Genomic DNA, 16,569 nt, shown 5'->3' with positions numbered 1-16,569 from the left:
CTTCCATTCGGTGTGCCGGACAATCAGGTCCAGTCGCTGTCGTCGCCGCCGCCGAGGTCGCCGCCGAAATCACCGCCCGGATCGCTGTAGCCGGCGTCCTGGAAGCCGCCCATGTCGCCGCCGCTGTTGTCCAGGGCCGAGCCGAGATCCTGGTTGCCACCGCCGTCGCCGTAGTAGTTGTTAACGATGGTCTCGCCGCTTCCGCCGCCGAGGCCCGCTGCCGCGGCGCTGCCGAGGCTGGAATGGCCGCCCGCGAAGGCGTTCGACAGGGCGCTGCCGAGGAGCATGCCGCCCGCCGCGCCGGCCGCCATGGGCAGCGCCGTCGCCATGAAGCCGCCGCCGCGCGCCGGGGCCTGGGGCTGGCCGCCCCACGGGCCGCCCTGCTGCTGCGGGTAGCCGCCCTGTTGCGGGTAGCCGCCCTGCTGGGGGTAACCCTGCTGCGGGCCGCCCTGATTGCCCCAGGGCTGGCCGCCCGGACGCGGCTGCCCGTAGCCGGGCTGGGGCTCCTGGCGCTGCTGGCCGCCGCCGCCGAAGATGCTCGACAGGAAGCCGCCGCCCCCAGACGACTGGGCCGGGGCCGCCTGACTGCGGGCCTGCTCCAGCTGCTGGTTCAGGCTCTTGATCGCCTCTTCCTGCACGTAGATCAGCTGCGCCATCGCGTAGGGCGCGTAGGGCTGCGCACGGAGCTTGTCGGCGATGAAGCGCTCCGCCTCCGCGTCGCGGGGCTGGGTCTGTGCCTGCTCCAGCCGCTGGAAGATACCCGAAATGACGTCGCGTTCTTCGCTGTTCATGGAGTCGTCCTCCTCGAATCTCACCCGCGGGCCCGAACGCGCCGCATGGCAGCTAGGACATGGGTGCGCGGCGACGCTTTGTCAGGGGGATTGCGAAAACTTCATTGGCGGGTCACGAAACGCGAGAAGCCCGGCCTGTGGGCCGGGCTTCCTGCACTCCGACCGTGGGACGCGGCCGCAGCCGCGCCGCCCCGATCCTAGAAGGTGCCGAACTTGTAGTTCAGGCCGGCGCGGACGACGGCGAACTCGTCGGCGCGTCGTCCGATCGGGCTGTAGACGGCCGGGACGTTGTTGGCGGCGTTGATGACGAACGCGCCCTGGTTGCGGGTGTTGCGGTCGAGGTTGACGTACAGGCCTTCGACCTTGAGCGTGACGGCCGAGGAGCGGAAGAAGTTCAGGAAGGAGTCGGTGGGCAGGGCGTACTCGATGCCGCCGCCGACGGCCCATCCGGTGCGGAAGCTGTCGTTGCCGGCAAAGCCGCCGAAGGAGCGGTCGGCGCTGCCCGAGCCGTAGGCGAAGCCGCCGGTGCCGTAGACGAGGGTGCGGTCGAAGGCGTAGCCGAGGCGGCCGCGCACGGTGCCGAAGAAGTCGAGGCTGGAGAGGCCGCGCGGGTCGGTGACGTAGTAGCCGGGGGCCAGGGCGCCGGAGAGGAAGGCGTTGTTCCGGTTGCGGCCGAAGTCGAGGTACTGGGCGTCGGCCTCGACGCCGATGACCACGCCCGAGCCCGGGGTGAACTGGTAGTTGTAGCCGACCTGGCCACCGCCGGAGAAGCCGTCCTGGCTGCGGTTGCGGAAGGTGGCCACCGTGCCGGGGGCGGCGTAGGGGAAGGGCACGCCGAAGGTGTTGCCGGTGTTGCGGTCGCTGGCGTCGAAGGCGTAGCCGGCGTTGATACCGAAGTAGGCGCCGGTCCAGGTGAACACCGGCACGGGGGTGAACACCGGCGGCGGCGCGGCACGGCGCGGAAGGTCGGCCGCCGAGGCGGAACCGGCGACGGCGACGCCGGCGAGGGCCGTGGCGGCACGGAGCAGGGATTTCATGGTCTGGTCCTCACTGGTGGTTCCGCGCCGCCCGTCTCGCGGGTCGTCCGCGGAACACGGATCTGGTTGCGTTCCAGCGGTTCCAGGGCTGCTTTGCGCTCCGCGGTGTCGCCGACCGCTCATCGCGGCCCCTTGTGGCAACCCGCCGTTTTCCCCGGCACCTTGACCCCTAAACGCGCTCGAACGGCCAAGGTTCGGTTGCGGCCACGCTTTTTCTGCCAAGCTGCGTTGACAAAGTGTCGCACCCCGACCGGCCTGTGCTTGGGGGGCTGCCGCTACGGCGTGAGGGCGATCGCCGAGATCAGTCGGCCGTAATCCGCTTCGCCCCGATGCGTCGTGCGCCGGTAGCTGTAGAACCGTTCGGGATCCGCGTAGGTGCAGAGGTTCAGCGACGTGGCCTCGCCGACATCCGCCTCGGCCAAGCGGGCCAGGATGAAGCTCGGCAGATCGAACTGCGCATGATCGGCGCGCGTGCCCGGACCCAGGAACCGCTCCATCCCGGGTGCTTCCCCGCGAAAGCGGGCGACGAAGTCCGGACCGACCTCGTAGGAGGACTGCGCGATCGTCGGACCCAGAACGGCCACGATCCGACTGCGGCGCGCCCCCAGCCTCTCCATGGCGGCGACCGTCGCGCCGATCACGCCCGTCAGCGCACCTTTCCAGCCCGCATGAGCCGCCCCGACGACCCCGTTCTCGGGATCCGCGAACAGGATCGGCCCGCAATCGGCGGTCGCGATACCCAGGGCCAGGCCGGGCGTCCGCGTCACCATGGCATCCGCCTTCGGGCGGTCCGACCCGGGAAACGGCGCCTCCACGACGACGACCTCGGCCGAATGGACCTGATACAGGCTGACCAGCCGGTCGGGCGCGAGGCCGAGTTGCGCGCACATGCGCGCCCGGTTCTCGGCGACCCGCTCAGGCGCATCCTGGGATCCGAGTCCGCCGTTGAGCGAGGCGTAGATCCCGTCAGACACGCCGCCTACGCGGGTGAAGAAGGCGTGGCGCAGCCCGGCGTGAGAGGAGAGTTCCGGCGCCTCGATCATCATGCCTGCGGTCACAGTCGGCTCCCTCGCGGTTCCCTGTCGCGGTCCGATACCGCATGGCCGTCCCCTTGACGATGACGCTCGAGGCGGCAGATTCGTGTTGCACCGCAAAAGGAGGCTGATGCTGGCTTTCCTTCGCGAGGGTTTGCGAGAGGGATTGCGATGTCACGAGGGATCGAGACCGACACCCTGACCGAGATCACCCAGACCGAGGAGCCTCGCGCACCGAGCGCACCCGCGCATCCGGTCACGGGCGAACCCGCTGCCTTCGACCCGAACGATCCGAACCCGCCCGCTCCGCCGACCCCGCGACCCGCCAGCCAGACGGATTCCGGCTTCGGATCCTTCGGCTGATAGGGCTGGAGTTCCGCTTCGTTTCAGGTGTTCGGAAAGCCGGGGAGCGGCCCGAGGCCCGGGCCACTGACTGCGAGAACCTTGAACAGACTGCCCATGCCGCGCACGCCCGGTTCGGTGAGCCGGGCGGTCGCCCGTCCGATCTCGGGCGCCTGAGCCTCGGTGGCGCGGCTCTGCAGGCGCTCGGCGCGGGCAAGCAGGCCGAGGGCAAACAGGAAATCGCGCTGCTCCACGGGCCCGTGAACGTCTGCGCCCTCGACGCGCGCGGCCTGCGCGAGGGCTGCGAAGTCGACATGATGCGTGAGATCTGCTTGGCCGGGCGCCGCGAGCGGATCGGCGTAGCTGTGTCCCGACAGCGCCTGAAGGGTGTCGCCGAAGCCTGGGCGGACGTGGCCGTAATCAATCGCCAGCAGCGCACCACCCGCTGCGCACAGGCGCTGCGACAGCCCGCGAATCAGAGCGAGGCCGGCCGTCGGCACGCTCATCAGCGCGCCGACGGGCCCTGCCGCCTCAAGGCCGGGGGTCGGTTCCGGCGACAATCCGAAGGCAAGCCCGCCTGCCGGACCCAACCCGACCTGTCGCTCATGCCAGCCGGTCGGGCGTCGCTCGAACTGGCGCACGGGCAGGCAGTCGAAGAACTCGTTGGCCACCACCACCGACGGGCCCGGGGGCAGGGTCTCTACCTCCGCGTGCCAGATCGCGCCGGTCCCGGCGAGGGCGCGCTCCTGCGCGGCCCGCAGGACAGGGCTGGTCTCGACGAGGTGGGGCGCTACGCGCACGCCCGGCGCAGCAGCCCGCAGCGCCCGGAGGGCATCCGCCATCAGCGTGCCGCGGCCCGGTCCGAGTTCCACCAGGACCAGCGGATCAGGCCGACCCATCAGCCCGTGCACATAGCCCGACCAGGCGCCGATCAACTCGCCGAACATCTGGCTGATCTCGGGCGCCGTGGTGAAGTCGCCCCGGACGCCCAGAGGATCGCGGGTGCGGTAATAGCCGTGGACCGGATGGCCGAGGCACAGCGCCATGTAGCGATCGACGCCGATCGGCCCGGTCTGGCGGATCAGAGCGGCGATCTCGGCGCCGAGCGGCGTCACGCCTCCACGGGCGCCTTGCGCGCCTCCCCGGCGGCTGGCGCCGGCAGCGGATGGCGTGGACGCGTCCGGCCGGTTCCCGCGAGGACGATGTAGGTGAGGCCGACGATCATCATCGGCACACAGAGCAGCATGCCCATGGTCACGCCGCCGCCCATGGGGCCGAGATGGTCGCCGAACAGGAAGCCGAGCTGTCGGTCCGGCTCGCGGAAGAATTCACAGAAGGTCCGGGCGAGCGCGTAGCCGAGGACGAAGATGCCGCCCAGCAGCCCCGGCTTGCGGAAGCCGAACCGGCGGACGCTGATCGCCATGACGATGAACAGCAACAGGCCTTCGGTGGCCGCCTCGTAGAGCTGGCTCGGGTGGCGCGGCAGCGGTCCGCCGCTCGGGAACACGATGGCGTAGGGAAAGTCCGGCGCGACGCGGCCCCAGAGCTCACCGTTCACGAAATTGGCGATGCGCCCGAAGAACAGCCCGATCGGCACGACCACGGCGCCGATGTCGAGGAGCGTGTAGCCGTTGAGCCCCTTGGAGCGGGCGAACAGCAGGAAGGCCAGGATCGCCCCGAGGAAACCGCCGTGGAACGACATGCCGCCGTTGCGGATCGCCAGGATCTCCATCGGATCGGCGATGTACAGGGGCAGATTGTAGAACAGCACGTAGCCGATCCGGCCGCCCAGCACGACGCCGAGCGCCACCCAGACGATAAGGTCGTCGATGTCGACGACCTGCGGGCGCTTCACAACGCCCCAGAGGCTGTCGGCCATGACAAGGCGGCGCGCGTAATACCAGCCGCCGATGAGGCCGGCGATGTAGGCGAGCGCGTACCATTTGATCGTGATCGGCCCGATCGCGAGGGCCACCGGATCGATGGCCGGAAAGGGCAGGGCGAGGAGCGGCATCGGTCTCACCTCCGGGGCGGCCGGATTGGACGCCGGAGGGGCGGCGCGTCAAGCCCGAGTCACATCTCGCCGACGCGAGGCTCTCATGCGCGCTCGAACAAGAAGCCGTGTCCGTCCGGACCCGTGCAATAGACCGCCGCACCGTCCGCAGAATCGTGCGGCATCTGTCCGATCGTGCGCAGGCTTCGCGACAGGCCCTGCGGATCGACCACGGAGAAGACGTAAAAGGTCGTGGCACGGTCGGCTGGGCTGTAGAGGCTTCGCCGCCCGCGAGCCGGCGCGCGGTAGTGCAACAGCTCCACGTGCGGTGCAGGCTCCGGAGGCTCCAGCGCGATCACGTCGACCTGCGGATCCTCCATTCCGTCGAGCCGTGCCTGCTCGATGCCCCGGTTCAGGCCCTGCTCGACGACGGCAAGGCCGAGCGGCCCGGTGAGGAAGGCGAGGGCTGCGTCGAGATCCGTGACGGTGATGGCCGAGTGATCGATGCCCAGGAACAGGCCCGGCGCGGCGCGCCAGCGCTCGGCCGCAGCACCGTCGGGGAAGAAGATCAGCTCCAGCGGGTGCCCGTCCGGGTCGCGGAACTTGTAGGCCGTGACGCCGCCCGAGGACGCCGGCAGGAGCTGCGGGCCGCCGCGGGTGATCGACGTCGCGCCGACCGCCGCGAGCTGCGCCATCGCGGCTCCCATGTCCCGCACCGGGATGGCGAGGTGCTGGAAGAACGGGTCCGTCGCCGCGGGATCGGCCGGGTAGGGGGCGCCGGGCGGATCCACCGTCAGGAAGGTCACGGCCTGCGCGCCAAGCCGCATCCGCAGCTGCGTGGCGCGCCGATCCGTGAGCCCCAGCGCCTCCGCCTGCACGACCGGCACCGGCTCCGGCGGGGCGAGCCGCACGAAGCCGAGGGCGTCGCGATAGAACGCCTCGGCGGCGCCGAGGTCCGCGACCGTGCGGCCGAACCCGACGATCGCCCGCACCGCGCTCACAGCAGAGGGGCTCCGCGCACGTTGACGTAGATCGCGTAGAGCGCGTGCGAGGCGCAGAGGAACAGGCGGCTGTTGTTGCGGCCGCCGAAGGTCAGATTGGCCACGGTCGATGGCACCAGGATCTTGCCGACCAACTCGCCGCCCGGATCGATGCAGTGGACCCCGTCCCCGGCGCTCGACCAGAGATTGCCGTGCTCGTCGCAGCGGATCCCGTCGGCATTGCCCGGGCTGATCGTGCAGAACACGTCGCCGCCGGACAGGGACCCGTCGTCGGCGACGTCGAACACCCGTACGTGCTGGAGCGGATCTATGTCGAACTGCAGGCCGGTCTCCACGATGTAGAGCCTGCGCTCGTCGGGGGAGAAGCACAGCCCGTTCGGGCCCTGGAAATCGTCCGCCACCACGCGCAACGAGCCGTCGCGCGGGTCGAAGCGGTAGACCGCGGCGGGCAGCTCGGATTCCTGCTTGCCGCCCTCGTAATCGGTCTGGATGCCGTAGGGCGGGTCGGAGAACCAGATGGTGCCGTCGGTTTTGCAGACGATGTCGTTGGGCGAGTTCAGCCGCCGTCCCCGGTAATGCTCCACGAGGCTGGTGATGCGCCCGTCGAGCTCGGTCCGGTGGATGCGCCGGCCGCGGTGCGAGCAGGACAGCATCCGACCCTCCCGGTCGCGCGCGTGACCGTTCTCGAAATCGCTTGCCTCCCGGTAGACGCTTAAGCCCGCGAATTCCGCCCAGCGCATCACCCGGTTGTTGGGGAGGTCGGAGAACAGCAGCTCGTCGCGGTCGCCGAACCAGACCGGGCCCTCCGTCCAGCGGAAGCCCTCGGCGAGCTTCTGCAAGGGGGCGTTCGGCAGGACATAGCCCTTGAAGCGCGGCTGGATCAGCTCGAAACCGTCCACGAGCCGACTCCTACTTGAAGCGACCGGGCTGGTTCACGGTCGGCTCGACCTGAAGTCCGGTCACGATCATCGTGCAGGGTTCGTCACCGACCGTGCCGGAGAGATGGCCCTTCCTGCCGTCGCGTTCCTTCGTGTTCTGGTCCTCGCCCATCATCAACTCGCCGGGACCCATCTCCACCCGGTGACCGTCCATGGTCTCGACGAACCAGCGCCCCGAGAGGATCGCGATCCATTGCGGGCGGGGATTCTCATGCCACGCGCCAACCCAACCCACCGGCAGGACCGTGAAGGTCACCACCGCCTGTGCGGAGTCCATCTTGTCGTTCCATTGCGGCGCGGTCTCGGGGTTGATCCCCTCGAACGTGAACCGCTCGATGTGGAACCGCTCCTGCCGGCTCACGCCCTCCGCGTCGGTGTAGACGTGCCAGTAGGGCATCTTCGGCGGGGTCGGCTCGCTCATCGTCGCTCCTGCGGCGGCGGGACACTCGTCCTCGCTCAACGGCCGGGTTCGGCGATGGTTCGCGGATCAGGCCGGCGGAGACCGGCGTGGCGTACACGCCGCTTCTGGATCGGACAGCTGACAGGTCTAACCGTCGTCGCGAGCGCAGCGGTGCAGTCCAGCGGCGCCACGCGTCGATGCGTTACGCGGCTCTGGGTCGCTTCGTTGCGCTCGCGATGACTGAGCGTTCCGGTCCGGTTGCCCCGCTCACATCTGCTCGGGGATCCGGTCCGTCTGCGCGAGGTTCGAGAACCGGGTGATGTTCGCGTCGAACTGCAGCTCCACGGTGCCGGTCGGGCCGTGACGCTGCTTGCCGAGGATCACCTCGGCCTTGCCGTGGACGCGCTGCATCTCGGCTTCCCAAGCGAAGAACTCCTCCGTGCCCTCGCGCGGCTTCTTGTTGCCGACGTAGTACTCCTCGCGGAACACGAACATGACCACGTCGGCGTCCTGCTCGATCGAGCCCGATTCACGCAGGTCCGCCAGCTGCGGGCGCTTGTCGTCGCGGTTCTCGACCTGACGGGACAGCTGCGACAGCGCGATGATCGGGCAGGCCAGCTCCTTGGCGAGCGCCTTCATGCCGGTGGTGATCTCGGTCATCTCCTGCACGCGGTTGTCGCTGCGCTTGCCCGAGCCCGAGAGGAGCTGGAGATAGTCAACGATCAGCAGGTCGAGGCCCTTCTGGCGCTTCAGGCGCCGGGCGCGGGCGGCGAGCTGCGCGATCGAGATGCCGCCGGTCTGATCGATGTAGAACGGGATCGTCTGCATGTCCCGAGCGGCGTCGGTGATCTTGTAGAAATCCTCCGGGCGGATATCGCCGCGGCGGATCTTGTAGGAGGGCACGCCCGATTGCTCGGCGATGATGCGGGTGGCGAGCTGCTCGGCCGACATCTCCAGCGAGAAGAAGCCCACGATACCGCCGTTGACGGTCTTGGTGACGCCGTCCGGCCCCTTCTCGCCGCGATAGGCCTTGGCGATGTTGAAGGCGATGTTGGTCACCAGCGAGGTTTTGCCCATGGCCGGGCGGCCCGCGAGGATGATCAGGTCGGAGGGCTGCAGGCCGCCCATCTTCGCGTCGAGGTCGGACAGGCCCGTGGCGATGCCCGAGAGCTTGCCGTCGCGTTGGTAGGCCTTGGCGGCCATGTCGACCGCCGCGGTGAGCGCGTCCGAGAACTTCTGGAAGCCGCCATCGTAGCGCCCCGCCTCGGCCAGCTCGTAGAGCCGGCGCTCGGTGTGCTCGATCTGGTCCCGAGGCGAGTCCTCAACGGGGGCCTCGTAGGCGCCGTTCACCAAATCCTCGCCGATGGTGATCAGCCGGCGGCGGATCGCGAGGTCGTAGATCGTGCGGCCGTACTCGCCGGCATTGATCACCGTGGTGGCGTCGGCGGCGAGCCGGGCAAGGTACTGCATCACCGTCTGGCCGCCGAAATCGGCGTCGCCCAGATAGGTCTTCATCGTGATCGGCGTGGCCAGCTTGCCGGCCTTGATCAGGGACGCAGCCACCGTGAAGATCTGCTGGTGGGCATCCTCCATGAAGTGCTCGGGCAGCAGGAAGTCCGATACCCGGTAGTAGGCGTCGTTGTTCACCAGGATCGCGCCCAGCAGCGCCTGCTCCGCGTCGATGTTGTGCGGGGCGACGCGGTACTCGGCCTGGACCGCTTCGAGCTTGGCCGTGAGCGCATTGGGCAAGGCCATCGGCGGACGACTCCGTATCAGGCGCCGCGGTGGGCGCGCCAGGATCACACCGCACGACCTTGGCCCCGGTATGGTTACCGAAGCCTAGTCGACGGCCGGTTCTGCCGGGCCGGAGCGCGGAAAAGCGGACGCCCGCCGACTCTCGCGAGCGACGGGCGTCCATGCTGGAACAAAACTGGAACGTGTCAAGTCTCGGGGCGGATCATCCCCAATGTTCACCGGTATACCGAACTCAAGTCGCCTCGCGGCGGAGCCGCTTCGTAGCGGTTCCCCAGCCCCAGCCCGACCGGCGAACAAGCCGGTCGGGCGGTCGAACAAGGCTCAGCCGCGGTCGTCGGCACCCTCGCCGGCATCGGCGAGCGCCTGACCGACCTCGAGGCCCAGGTCGTCGAGGTTGAACGCCTCGCGCTCGGTGACCGACTCGCCGCGGGCCTGACGCTCGGCCTCCTCGGGGCTACGGGCGACGTTGACGGTGATCTCGACCTCGACCTCGGGGTGCAGCACCACCGGCACCGTGTGCAGGCCGAGCGTCTTGATCGGCTGGTTCAGGATGAACTGGCCGCGCTCGACCGAGAAGCCCTCCTTCGAGACGACCTCGGCGAGGTCGCGAGTCGAGACGGAGCCGTAGAGCACGCCGGTCTCGCCCGACTGGCGGATCAGGATGAAGCTCTGGCCGTTCAGCTTCTCGGCGACCGCCTCGGCGTCCTTCTTCCGCTCCAGGTTGCGGGCCTCGAGCTGGGCGCGCTGGCCCTCGAAGTGCTTCTTGTTGGCTTCCGTCGCGCGCAGGGCCTTGCCGCGGGCGAGCAGGAAGTTGCGCGCGAAGCCCGGACGGACATTCACGGTCTCGCCCATCTGGCCGAGCTTGGCCACGCGCTCGAGCAGGATCACTTCCATGGTCTTTCTCCTTCAGGGTTTCGGCCGCGGAGGCCGGGGTCTCACGGCGCCGGATTGTCCTTCGGACGGCGGCGGTCGAGGGCGGTGTCGGCGAGGCCGAACACGGTGAGTGCCACCAGGGCGATGCCCTGGGTCACGAACAGGATCAGGTACATGCCGAACAGCATCAGGCCGCGCCCCGGCCGGCCGCGGGAGCGGTCGTGGAAGGCGGCGAGCCCCTGGAGCGCGAAGGCCGCGCTGAGCGCGCCGACCAGCGCGATGCCGAACACGCCGACATAGCCGGGCGCAAAGCACATCAGGATAGCGGCCGCCAGCGTGGCGAGGGTCGTCCGCGGCATGGCGGTGGAGGGGATGTCGGGCCAGGGCCGGGGCAGACGGCCGGAGATCTTCACGATCCGCGCCGAGGCCCAGAGATAGAAGGTCAGGAGCAGCGCCAGCCCGTTGGCCGCGAAGGCCGGCACGACGCGCGCGAGGGCGTCAGCCATCTCTGCACGGGTCACGTCGGACGGGTCGGATTCGGCCTTCGGCGCGGAGTCCGGTCCGGCAGCCGTGTCCGGATCGCCGCCCTCCTTCTCGGCCGGCGCCGCATCGGTGCGCCGGGCCTCCGCCGTCGTCCGCGGCGCGGGCATGCGGGTCTGCACCAGCGTCTGCGCGAGCCCGCGCAGTTGCGCGTCGAAGGCGGCGTGGTTCGGCGAGGACAGGACCGCGATGGCGATGAACGCGAGGGCTGCCGTCGCCGCGGTCCAGCCGAGCAGGCGGCCGGTCGGATACCATTCGAGGCCGTTCGGCGTCTCGCGGCCGAGGAGCGTGAGGTAGGCGAGCCACCACGCGGGCAGCGCGATATAGGCGCCGAAGGCGAGGCCCATGAACGGCGCGACCACCAGGACGAGGGCGAGGCTGCCGGTGGCCGCGGCCGCGAGGGCGGCCCTGTGGCTCCAGCCAAGCCCCACGATCAGAATCGGCAGCGGTGCCACGAGGTAGAGCAGGATCGCGAGCGGCGTCGCCTTCAGCAGCACCCCGAACAGGAGTGCCGAGACGAGACCCGCGCCGATACCGATGCCGATGTGCTGTGCCATGAAATCCGCTGTCCCGCTGCCGCTGCGGCAGGGTTAGAGGCGGCTTGCGCGCCCCAACGATCGGACGACCTCGGGCCGCCCTCTGCGAGGACCGGCCCGGGCTGATGCCGGGCCGGCGGGTTTCGAGTCCTACTTGATCACGTAGGGCAGCAGGCCGAGGAAGCGGGCGCGCTTGATCGCCTGGGCGAGCTCGCGCTGCTTCTTGGCCGAGACCGCGGTGATCCGCGACGGCACGATCTTGCCGCGCTCGGACACGTAGCGGGACAGGAGCTTGACGTCCTTGTAGTCAATCTTCGGCGCGTTCGCGCCGGAGAACGGGCAGGTCTTGCGACGACGGAAGAAGGGACGGCGTCCGCCGCCCGCACCAGCACCGAATGCCATGGGTTAGCCCTCCCCGCCGAAGCTGCGCTCGCCGCGATCGCCGCGATCACCCCGGTCGCCGCCGAAGCCGCCGCCGCCGAAGCCTTCGTCGTCCCGACGACGGCCGCGCTCGCGATCCTTGCGGTCGTCGCGGTCGCGCTTCTGCATCATGGCGGACGGCTCGGAATCGAGCTCCTCGACCCGGATGGTCATGAAGCGCAGCACGTCCTCGGAGATCTGCATCTGGCGCTCCATCTCGGCGATGGCGGCCGGCGGGGCGTCGATGTTGAGGAGCGCGAAATGCGCCTTGCGGTTCTTCTTGATCCGGTAGGCGAGGGACTTCACGCCCCACATCTCGATCTTCTCGAGACGGCCACCGTTCTGCTCGATCACACCCTTGTAGGTGTCGATCATCGACTCGACCTGCTGGGACGTCACGTCCTGGCGGGCCAAGAGCACATGCTCGTAGAGAGGCATCGTCGGGCCTTTCAGCGTCATAAGGAGCCCGACCGCCGAGAGGCGGCTGTTTCGGGCCGGTTCATCTCGCGGATCGCTCGGCGCCAAGCCCTTCGAGCCGATTTTCAGGCCCGAGCGGTTGATCGAAGGCGGAGACACCGGACGACGGATTCTTGACGAGCCCTATGCCGTAAGCGGCACCGTCCGTTCAGCCCCCGGCCGGAGCGAACGCGAGGGGCGGCGCATAGTCGGTTTTGTCGGGGATGGCAAGTCGAACGAGACGGTCGCGGCGCGGTCGGGTTTCGGTTGGAGCCGCTGCGCGGCGATTCCTGTGCTGAGGCCCGGTTTGCTGGGTCCCGGGCCGCATTCCGCTATGCTGCATGCGCCTGGGAAAGGGTCCGGTGGGAATCCGCGCACTTTCCCGGACAGGCGGAGAGAAGAAGAACCTGATCCGGGATCCGGCACACGACTCGCCGCGAACGCGGCGCACATCCTCTGCCCCGCCTTGCCGGAGCGCCAGGACGCCAGCATATCGCTGCCTGGAGCTGGGCGCATCGCGCCGATCTTGGGACGAACGAGCGGATGACCTCCGAAAAGCTGCGCCTCGGCGTCAACATCGATCACGTCGCGACGGTCCGTAACGCCCGCGGTGGCGACTACCCGGACCCGGTGCGGGCCGCGCTGCTCGCGGTCGAGGCGGGCGCCGACGGAATCACCGCGCACCTGCGCGAAGACCGGCGCCACATCCGCGACACCGACATCACGGCGCTCAAGCGCGGTCTCTCCGTGCCGCTCAACTTCGAGATGGCGGCCACCGACGAGATGGTGGGGATCGCCCTCGCCACCCGGCCCCACGCCGCCTGCCTCGTCCCGGAGAAGCGCGAGGAGCGTACCACCGAAGGCGGCCTCGACATCGTCGGCGGCCGCGATCACCTCGCGCCGCGGATCCGCGCGCTGGCTGAAGCGGGTATCCGGGTCTCGCTGTTCGTAGAGCCCGAGCCCGCCGTGATGGACGCCGCCTGCGCCCTGGGGGCGCCCGTGGTTGAACTGCATACCGGCAGCTATTGCGAGGCCGCCCTCGGGGACGACGCGGCGAAGACCGCCCATGAACTGGGCCGGATCCGGCGCGCCGCCGAGCACGGCGCTGGCCTCGGCCTGGAGATCCATGCGGGTCACGGACTGACACTGGGCAGTGTCGGACCGGTGGCGGCGCTGCCGCAGATCCGGGAGCTCAACATCGGCCATTCGCTGATCGCCGACGCCATCTTCGTCGGGCTCGATCAGGCGGTGCGCGACATGCGTGCCGCCATGGACCGGGCGCGGCGCGCATGATCATCGGGATCGGATCGGATCTCTGCGACATCCGCCGGATTGCCCGGACGCTGGAACGGCACGGTGAGCGCTTCACACATCGGGTGTTCACCGAGGGCGAGCGGGCCCGCTGCGACCGCCGGGCCGCCCGTGCGGAAGGCTACGCGAGGCGCTTCGCCGCCAAGGAGGCCTGCGCGAAGGCGTTAGGCACCGGCCTCAGCGGCGGCGTGTTCTGGCGCGACATGGAGGTGGTGAACCTCCCCTCCGGGCAGCCGACCCTGCGGCTCGCCGGGGGCGCCGCCGAGCGGCTCGCGGAACTCATGCCGGAGGGTCACACGGCGCGCCTGCACGTGAGCCTCACGGACGATCCGCCCATGGCCCAGGCCTTCGTGGTCATCGAGGCCTTGCCGGATCAGAAAGTCCGGCCGGGGACGGAGGCGGCGGATTAGCTGACCCTGGTCGTGCGTTGCGGGGGGTCGCGCATGGTCTAGACCGCCGCACACAGCGGACACGATTGCGGCGCATTCCTCGGGACAACCGCATATCAGGCCGCCCGCGGCGGGGCAGCGCCCCGCCGGCGGCAGGCGACGGACTCTCAAGCGAAGACGGAACGCGCGCGTGGATTACGACGGCAAGCCGCTCAGGAAACCCGCCGAGACCGGCACCTGGGCCAGCATCCGTGAGACGCTGAAGGTCGGCATCCAGGCGCTGCTCATCGCCCTGGTGGTTCGCACGCTTCTGTTCCAGCCGTTCAACATCCCCTCGGGCTCGCTGGTGCCGACGCTGCTCATCGGCGACTACCTGTTCGTCTCGAAATATTCCTACGGATACTCCAAATACTCGCTTCCGCTTTCGGAATATATTCCGATTCAGGCGGAGGGCCGGATCTGGGGCGCCGAGCCGAAGCGCGGCGACATCGCGGTGTTCAAGCTGCCGAAGGACAACGCGACCGACTACATCAAGCGCGTGATCGGCCTGCCGGGCGACAAGATCCAGATGATCGACGGCGTGCTCAACATCAACGGCAAGGCGGTCAAGCGCGAGCGGATCGCCGATTACGAGACGACCGATCCCTACGGGCAGGCTACCAAGGTGCCCCAGTACCTCGAGACCTTGCCCAACGGCGTGGTCCACCGGGTGATCGAGCGCGACGGCGACAACGGGTTCTGGGACAAGACCGAGCTGTACACCGTCCCGCCCGGTCACTTCTTCATGATGGGCGACAACCGCGACAACTCGACGGATTCGCGCGACCTCGCGAGCGTCGGCTACGTGCCGTTCGCCAATCTGGTCGGGCGCGCCGAGATGATCTTCTTCTCCATCGACGAGGGCACCCCGGCGTGGCAGGTCTGGAACTGGCCGGCCCACGTGCGCTGGACGCGCCTGTTCTCGACGATCCATTGACCGGTCCGGACTTGGACGACGCCGCGCAGCCCCGAAACTCCGCGCGGGCACGCCGTGCCCACAAGCCCCGTCCGCCGCTCGGGGCGCTTGAGGAGCGGATCGGCCATCGCTTCGCCGACCAGAACTTGCTGACCCGCGCCCTGACCCACACCAGCAAGGCCAGCGGCCGGGGCGGCAGCTACCAGCGCCTCGAATTCCTCGGTGACCGCGTGCTCGGCCTCGCGGTGGCGGACCGCCTCTACGGCGCGTTCCCTGAGGCCGACGAGGGCGACCTCTCCCGGCAGCTGGCGGCTCTGGTCCGGCGCGAGACCTGCGCGGTCGTCGCCGCCGCCTGGGAAGTCGGGCCGCACCTGATCCTCGGCCAGGGCGAGGTGATGGGCGGGGGGCGACGCAACCAGACGATCCTGGCGGATGTCTGCGAGGCGATCCTGGGCGCGATCTACCTCGACGCCGGATTTGACGCCGCCCGGGCGGTGGTCGAGGCGCATTTCCGGCCCGCCGAGCCCAACGCTGCGCCGCGGGGCCGCGACGCAAAATCCGCCCTTCAGGAATGGGCCATGGGCCGCAGCCTGCCGATCCCCACCTATGAGGTGGTGGAGCGCACCGGCCCCGACCACGCGCCCCGGTTCCGCATCGCCGTACAGGTCGAGGGCCTCGAGCCCGGTCTCGGCGACGGCACGTCGAAGCGGATCGCCGAGCAGGCGGCCGCCCAGGCGCTTCTGGAGCGGGAGGGGATCGGAGCCTCGCCGGAGGTGGGGCCGACGGAGACAGCATGACCGCACACGACGAAGACGAGCACGACCGGGACGGCCCCGACGGTCCAGGCGGGGCGGAGCCCCCGCGCGATCCGTCTGCGCTGCCGGGCACGCCCGCCGATGCCCGAGCCGGCTTCGTGGCGCTGATCGGCGTGCCCAACGCCGGCAAGTCGACCCTGTTGAACAGCCTCGTCGGCACTAAGGTTTCGATCGTCTCCCGAAAGGTGCAGACGACCCGCGCGCTGGTGCGGGGGATCCTCATCGAGGGCTCGGCCCAGGTGGTCCTCGTCGACACGCCCGGCATTTTCGCGCCCAAGCGCCGCCTCGACCGGGCGATGGTTCACTCGGCCTGGAGCGGCGCGGCGGACGCCGACGCGGTGTGCCTGCTGGTCGACGCGCGCAAGGGGATCGACGCGGAGGTGGAGGCCGTGCTCGGCCGGCTCGGCGAGGTGAGGCGGGAGAAGCTGCTGATCCTCAACAAGATCGACCTGATCCCGCGGGAGCGTCTGCTCGACCTCGCGGCCAAGCTCAACGCCGCCGCTCCCTTCGCCGAGACCTTCATGATCTCGGCGCTGAACGGCGACGGCGTTGACGACCTGCGCCGCGCCCTGGCGGCCCGGATGCCGGCGGGACCCTGGCTCTATCCGGAGGATCAGGTCTCGGACGCGCCGCTACGCATGCTCGCCGCCGAAATCACCCGGGAGAAGATCTACGACCGGCTGCATGAGGAGCTGCCCTACCGCTCCACCGTGGAGACCGACCAGTGGCAGATCCGGTCCGACGGGTCCGTGCGGATCGAGCAGACGATCTTCGTCGAGCGGGAGAGCCAGCGCTCGATCGTGCTCGGCAAGGGCGGGCAGACCATCAAGGCGATCGGACAGGCGGCGCGCGTCGAGATCGCCGAGGCGGCCGACGCCAAGGTTCACCTGTTCCTGCACGTGAAGGTCCGTGAGAACTGGGCCGACGATCCCGCCCGCTACCGCGAGATGGGCCTGGAATTTCCGCGGGGCTGACCCGTCAGG

At 69.6% G+C, this 16,569-nt stretch carries 19 protein-coding genes; 6 read left to right on the top strand and 13 right to left on the bottom strand.

Going from position 1 to position 16,569, the window contains the following annotated elements:
• Positions 1–23: 23 nt before the first annotated feature.
• From MMSR116_RS12470 to pgeF, 3 genes are all read right to left on the bottom strand, one after another.
• Positions 24–791: a DUF2076 domain-containing protein gene (locus tag MMSR116_RS12470; RefSeq protein WP_010682816.1), complete on the bottom strand. Its 768-nt coding sequence runs from the start codon at positions 789–791 to the stop codon at positions 24–26.
• 197 nt (positions 792–988) lie between these two features.
• Positions 989–1,828, bottom strand: coding sequence for an outer membrane protein (locus MMSR116_RS12465; RefSeq protein ID WP_010682817.1), 840 nt, complete (start codon positions 1,826–1,828; stop codon positions 989–991).
• A 275-nt stretch (positions 1,829–2,103) separates the two neighbouring features.
• Positions 2,104–2,874 carry a peptidoglycan editing factor PgeF gene (pgeF, locus tag MMSR116_RS12460; RefSeq protein ID WP_039892386.1) on the bottom strand — a complete coding sequence of 257 codons (771 nt, stop codon included), beginning with the start codon at positions 2,872–2,874 and terminating at the stop codon, positions 2,104–2,106.
• A gap of 159 nt (positions 2,875–3,033) precedes the next feature.
• On the opposite strand from pgeF, the gene MMSR116_RS12455 reads away from it, so the two are divergent.
• Positions 3,034–3,225 carry a hypothetical protein gene (locus MMSR116_RS12455; protein WP_010682819.1) on the top strand — a complete coding sequence of 64 codons (192 nt, stop codon included), beginning with the start codon at positions 3,034–3,036 and terminating at the stop codon, positions 3,223–3,225.
• A 23-nt stretch (positions 3,226–3,248) separates the two neighbouring features.
• Here MMSR116_RS12455 and MMSR116_RS12450 read toward each other — a convergent pair whose 3' ends face one another.
• The 10 genes from MMSR116_RS12450 to rpsF all read right to left on the bottom strand — a co-directional run bounded on the left by MMSR116_RS12450 (position 3,249) and on the right by rpsF (position 12,098).
• Positions 3,249–4,319, bottom strand: coding sequence for a class I SAM-dependent methyltransferase (locus MMSR116_RS12450; RefSeq protein WP_010682820.1), 1,071 nt, complete (start codon positions 4,317–4,319; stop codon positions 3,249–3,251).
• The gene (lgt, locus tag MMSR116_RS12445) at positions 4,316–5,218 is read right to left on the bottom strand and encodes a prolipoprotein diacylglyceryl transferase (protein WP_010682821.1); all 903 of its coding nucleotides are present in this window, start codon (positions 5,216–5,218) and stop codon (positions 4,316–4,318) included. The genes MMSR116_RS12450 and lgt overlap by 4 nt, the downstream gene beginning before the upstream one ends.
• A gap of 83 nt (positions 5,219–5,301) precedes the next feature.
• Positions 5,302–6,198 carry a VOC family protein gene (locus MMSR116_RS12440; RefSeq protein WP_010682822.1) on the bottom strand — a complete coding sequence of 299 codons (897 nt, stop codon included), beginning with the start codon at positions 6,196–6,198 and terminating at the stop codon, positions 5,302–5,304.
• Positions 6,195–7,097, bottom strand: coding sequence for an SMP-30/gluconolactonase/LRE family protein (locus MMSR116_RS12435; protein ID WP_010682823.1), 903 nt, complete (start codon positions 7,095–7,097; stop codon positions 6,195–6,197). The genes MMSR116_RS12440 and MMSR116_RS12435 overlap by 4 nt, the downstream gene beginning before the upstream one ends.
• A gap of 10 nt (positions 7,098–7,107) precedes the next feature.
• Positions 7,108–7,557 (bottom strand): cupin, encoded by a 450-nt coding sequence (locus MMSR116_RS12430; RefSeq protein WP_010682824.1) that lies wholly within the window; start codon positions 7,555–7,557, stop codon positions 7,108–7,110.
• Positions 7,558–7,803: 246 nt separating this feature from the next.
• The gene (locus MMSR116_RS12425; protein WP_010682825.1) at positions 7,804–9,291 is read right to left on the bottom strand and encodes a replicative DNA helicase; all 1,488 of its coding nucleotides are present in this window, start codon (positions 9,289–9,291) and stop codon (positions 7,804–7,806) included.
• A 321-nt stretch (positions 9,292–9,612) separates the two neighbouring features.
• The gene (rplI, locus tag MMSR116_RS12420) at positions 9,613–10,185 is read right to left on the bottom strand and encodes a 50S ribosomal protein L9 (RefSeq protein ID WP_010682826.1); all 573 of its coding nucleotides are present in this window, start codon (positions 10,183–10,185) and stop codon (positions 9,613–9,615) included.
• A 41-nt stretch (positions 10,186–10,226) separates the two neighbouring features.
• On the bottom strand, positions 10,227–11,261 hold the full coding sequence (locus MMSR116_RS12415; protein ID WP_010682827.1) for a DUF2232 domain-containing protein: 1,035 nt from the start codon (positions 11,259–11,261) through the stop codon (positions 10,227–10,229).
• A gap of 129 nt (positions 11,262–11,390) precedes the next feature.
• Positions 11,391–11,642, bottom strand: coding sequence for a 30S ribosomal protein S18 (rpsR, locus tag MMSR116_RS12410; protein WP_007561044.1), 252 nt, complete (start codon positions 11,640–11,642; stop codon positions 11,391–11,393).
• A gap of 3 nt (positions 11,643–11,645) precedes the next feature.
• Positions 11,646–12,098, bottom strand: a complete 453-nt coding sequence (rpsF, locus tag MMSR116_RS12405; protein WP_010682828.1) for a 30S ribosomal protein S6 — start codon at positions 12,096–12,098, stop codon at positions 11,646–11,648.
• 561 nt (positions 12,099–12,659) lie between these two features.
• Here rpsF and MMSR116_RS12400 point away from each other — a divergent pair.
• From MMSR116_RS12400 to era, 5 genes are all read left to right on the top strand, one after another.
• A complete protein-coding gene (locus MMSR116_RS12400) occupies positions 12,660–13,409 on the top strand; it encodes a pyridoxine 5'-phosphate synthase (protein WP_010682830.1) in 750 nt (249 codons plus the stop codon).
• The gene (gene acpS / locus MMSR116_RS12395; protein WP_010682831.1) at positions 13,406–13,837 is read left to right on the top strand and encodes a holo-ACP synthase; all 432 of its coding nucleotides are present in this window, start codon (positions 13,406–13,408) and stop codon (positions 13,835–13,837) included. Before MMSR116_RS12400 ends, acpS begins: the two co-directional genes overlap by 4 nt.
• A gap of 169 nt (positions 13,838–14,006) precedes the next feature.
• A complete protein-coding gene (gene lepB / locus MMSR116_RS12390; protein WP_010682832.1) occupies positions 14,007–14,792 on the top strand; it encodes a signal peptidase I in 786 nt (261 codons plus the stop codon).
• On the top strand, positions 14,789–15,568 hold the full coding sequence (gene rnc, locus MMSR116_RS12385; RefSeq protein WP_010682833.1) for a ribonuclease III: 780 nt from the start codon (positions 14,789–14,791) through the stop codon (positions 15,566–15,568). Before lepB ends, rnc begins: the two co-directional genes overlap by 4 nt.
• Complete coding sequence (gene era, locus MMSR116_RS12380) at positions 15,565–16,560, top strand: GTPase Era (protein WP_010682834.1); 996 nt, start codon at positions 15,565–15,567, stop codon at positions 16,558–16,560. The genes rnc and era overlap by 4 nt, the downstream gene beginning before the upstream one ends.
• The last annotated feature ends 9 nt before the right edge of the window (positions 16,561–16,569 follow it).

The organism is Methylobacterium mesophilicum SR1.6/6, from assembly GCF_000364445.2.
In the GTDB taxonomy this organism is placed as follows: Bacteria; Pseudomonadota; Alphaproteobacteria; order Rhizobiales; family Beijerinckiaceae; genus Methylobacterium; species Methylobacterium mesophilicum_A.
This window is presented reverse-complemented; position numbering and strand designations above follow the sequence as displayed.

Bases quoted from the DNA above. Each gene is read 5' to 3' on its own strand.
- MMSR116_RS12470 (WP_010682816.1), bottom strand. From the start codon at position 791: ATGAACAGCGAAGAACGCGACGTCATTTCGGGTATCTTCCAGCGGCTG.
- MMSR116_RS12465 (WP_010682817.1), bottom strand. From the start codon at position 1,828: ATGAAATCCCTGCTCCGTGCCGCCACGGCCCTCGCCGGCGTCGCCGTC.
- pgeF (WP_039892386.1), bottom strand. From the start codon at position 2,874: ATGATGATCGAGGCGCCGGAACTCTCCTCTCACGCCGGGCTGCGCCAC.
- MMSR116_RS12455 (WP_010682819.1), top strand. From the start codon at position 3,034: ATGTCACGAGGGATCGAGACCGACACCCTGACCGAGATCACCCAGACC.
- lgt (WP_010682821.1), bottom strand. From the start codon at position 5,218: ATGCCGCTCCTCGCCCTGCCCTTTCCGGCCATCGATCCGGTGGCCCTC.
- MMSR116_RS12430 (WP_010682824.1), bottom strand. From the start codon at position 7,557: ATGAGCGAGCCGACCCCGCCGAAGATGCCCTACTGGCACGTCTACACC.
- MMSR116_RS12425 (WP_010682825.1), bottom strand. From the start codon at position 9,291: ATGGCCTTGCCCAATGCGCTCACGGCCAAGCTCGAAGCGGTCCAGGCC.
- rplI (WP_010682826.1), bottom strand. From the start codon at position 10,185: ATGGAAGTGATCCTGCTCGAGCGCGTGGCCAAGCTCGGCCAGATGGGC.
- MMSR116_RS12415 (WP_010682827.1), bottom strand. From the start codon at position 11,261: ATGGCACAGCACATCGGCATCGGTATCGGCGCGGGTCTCGTCTCGGCA.
- rpsR (WP_007561044.1), bottom strand. From the start codon at position 11,642: ATGGCATTCGGTGCTGGTGCGGGCGGCGGACGCCGTCCCTTCTTCCGT.
- rpsF (WP_010682828.1), bottom strand. From the start codon at position 12,098: ATGCCTCTCTACGAGCATGTGCTCTTGGCCCGCCAGGACGTGACGTCC.
- MMSR116_RS12400 (WP_010682830.1), top strand. From the start codon at position 12,660: ATGACCTCCGAAAAGCTGCGCCTCGGCGTCAACATCGATCACGTCGCG.
- acpS (WP_010682831.1), top strand. From the start codon at position 13,406: ATGATCATCGGGATCGGATCGGATCTCTGCGACATCCGCCGGATTGCC.
- era (WP_010682834.1), top strand. From the start codon at position 15,565: ATGACCGCACACGACGAAGACGAGCACGACCGGGACGGCCCCGACGGT.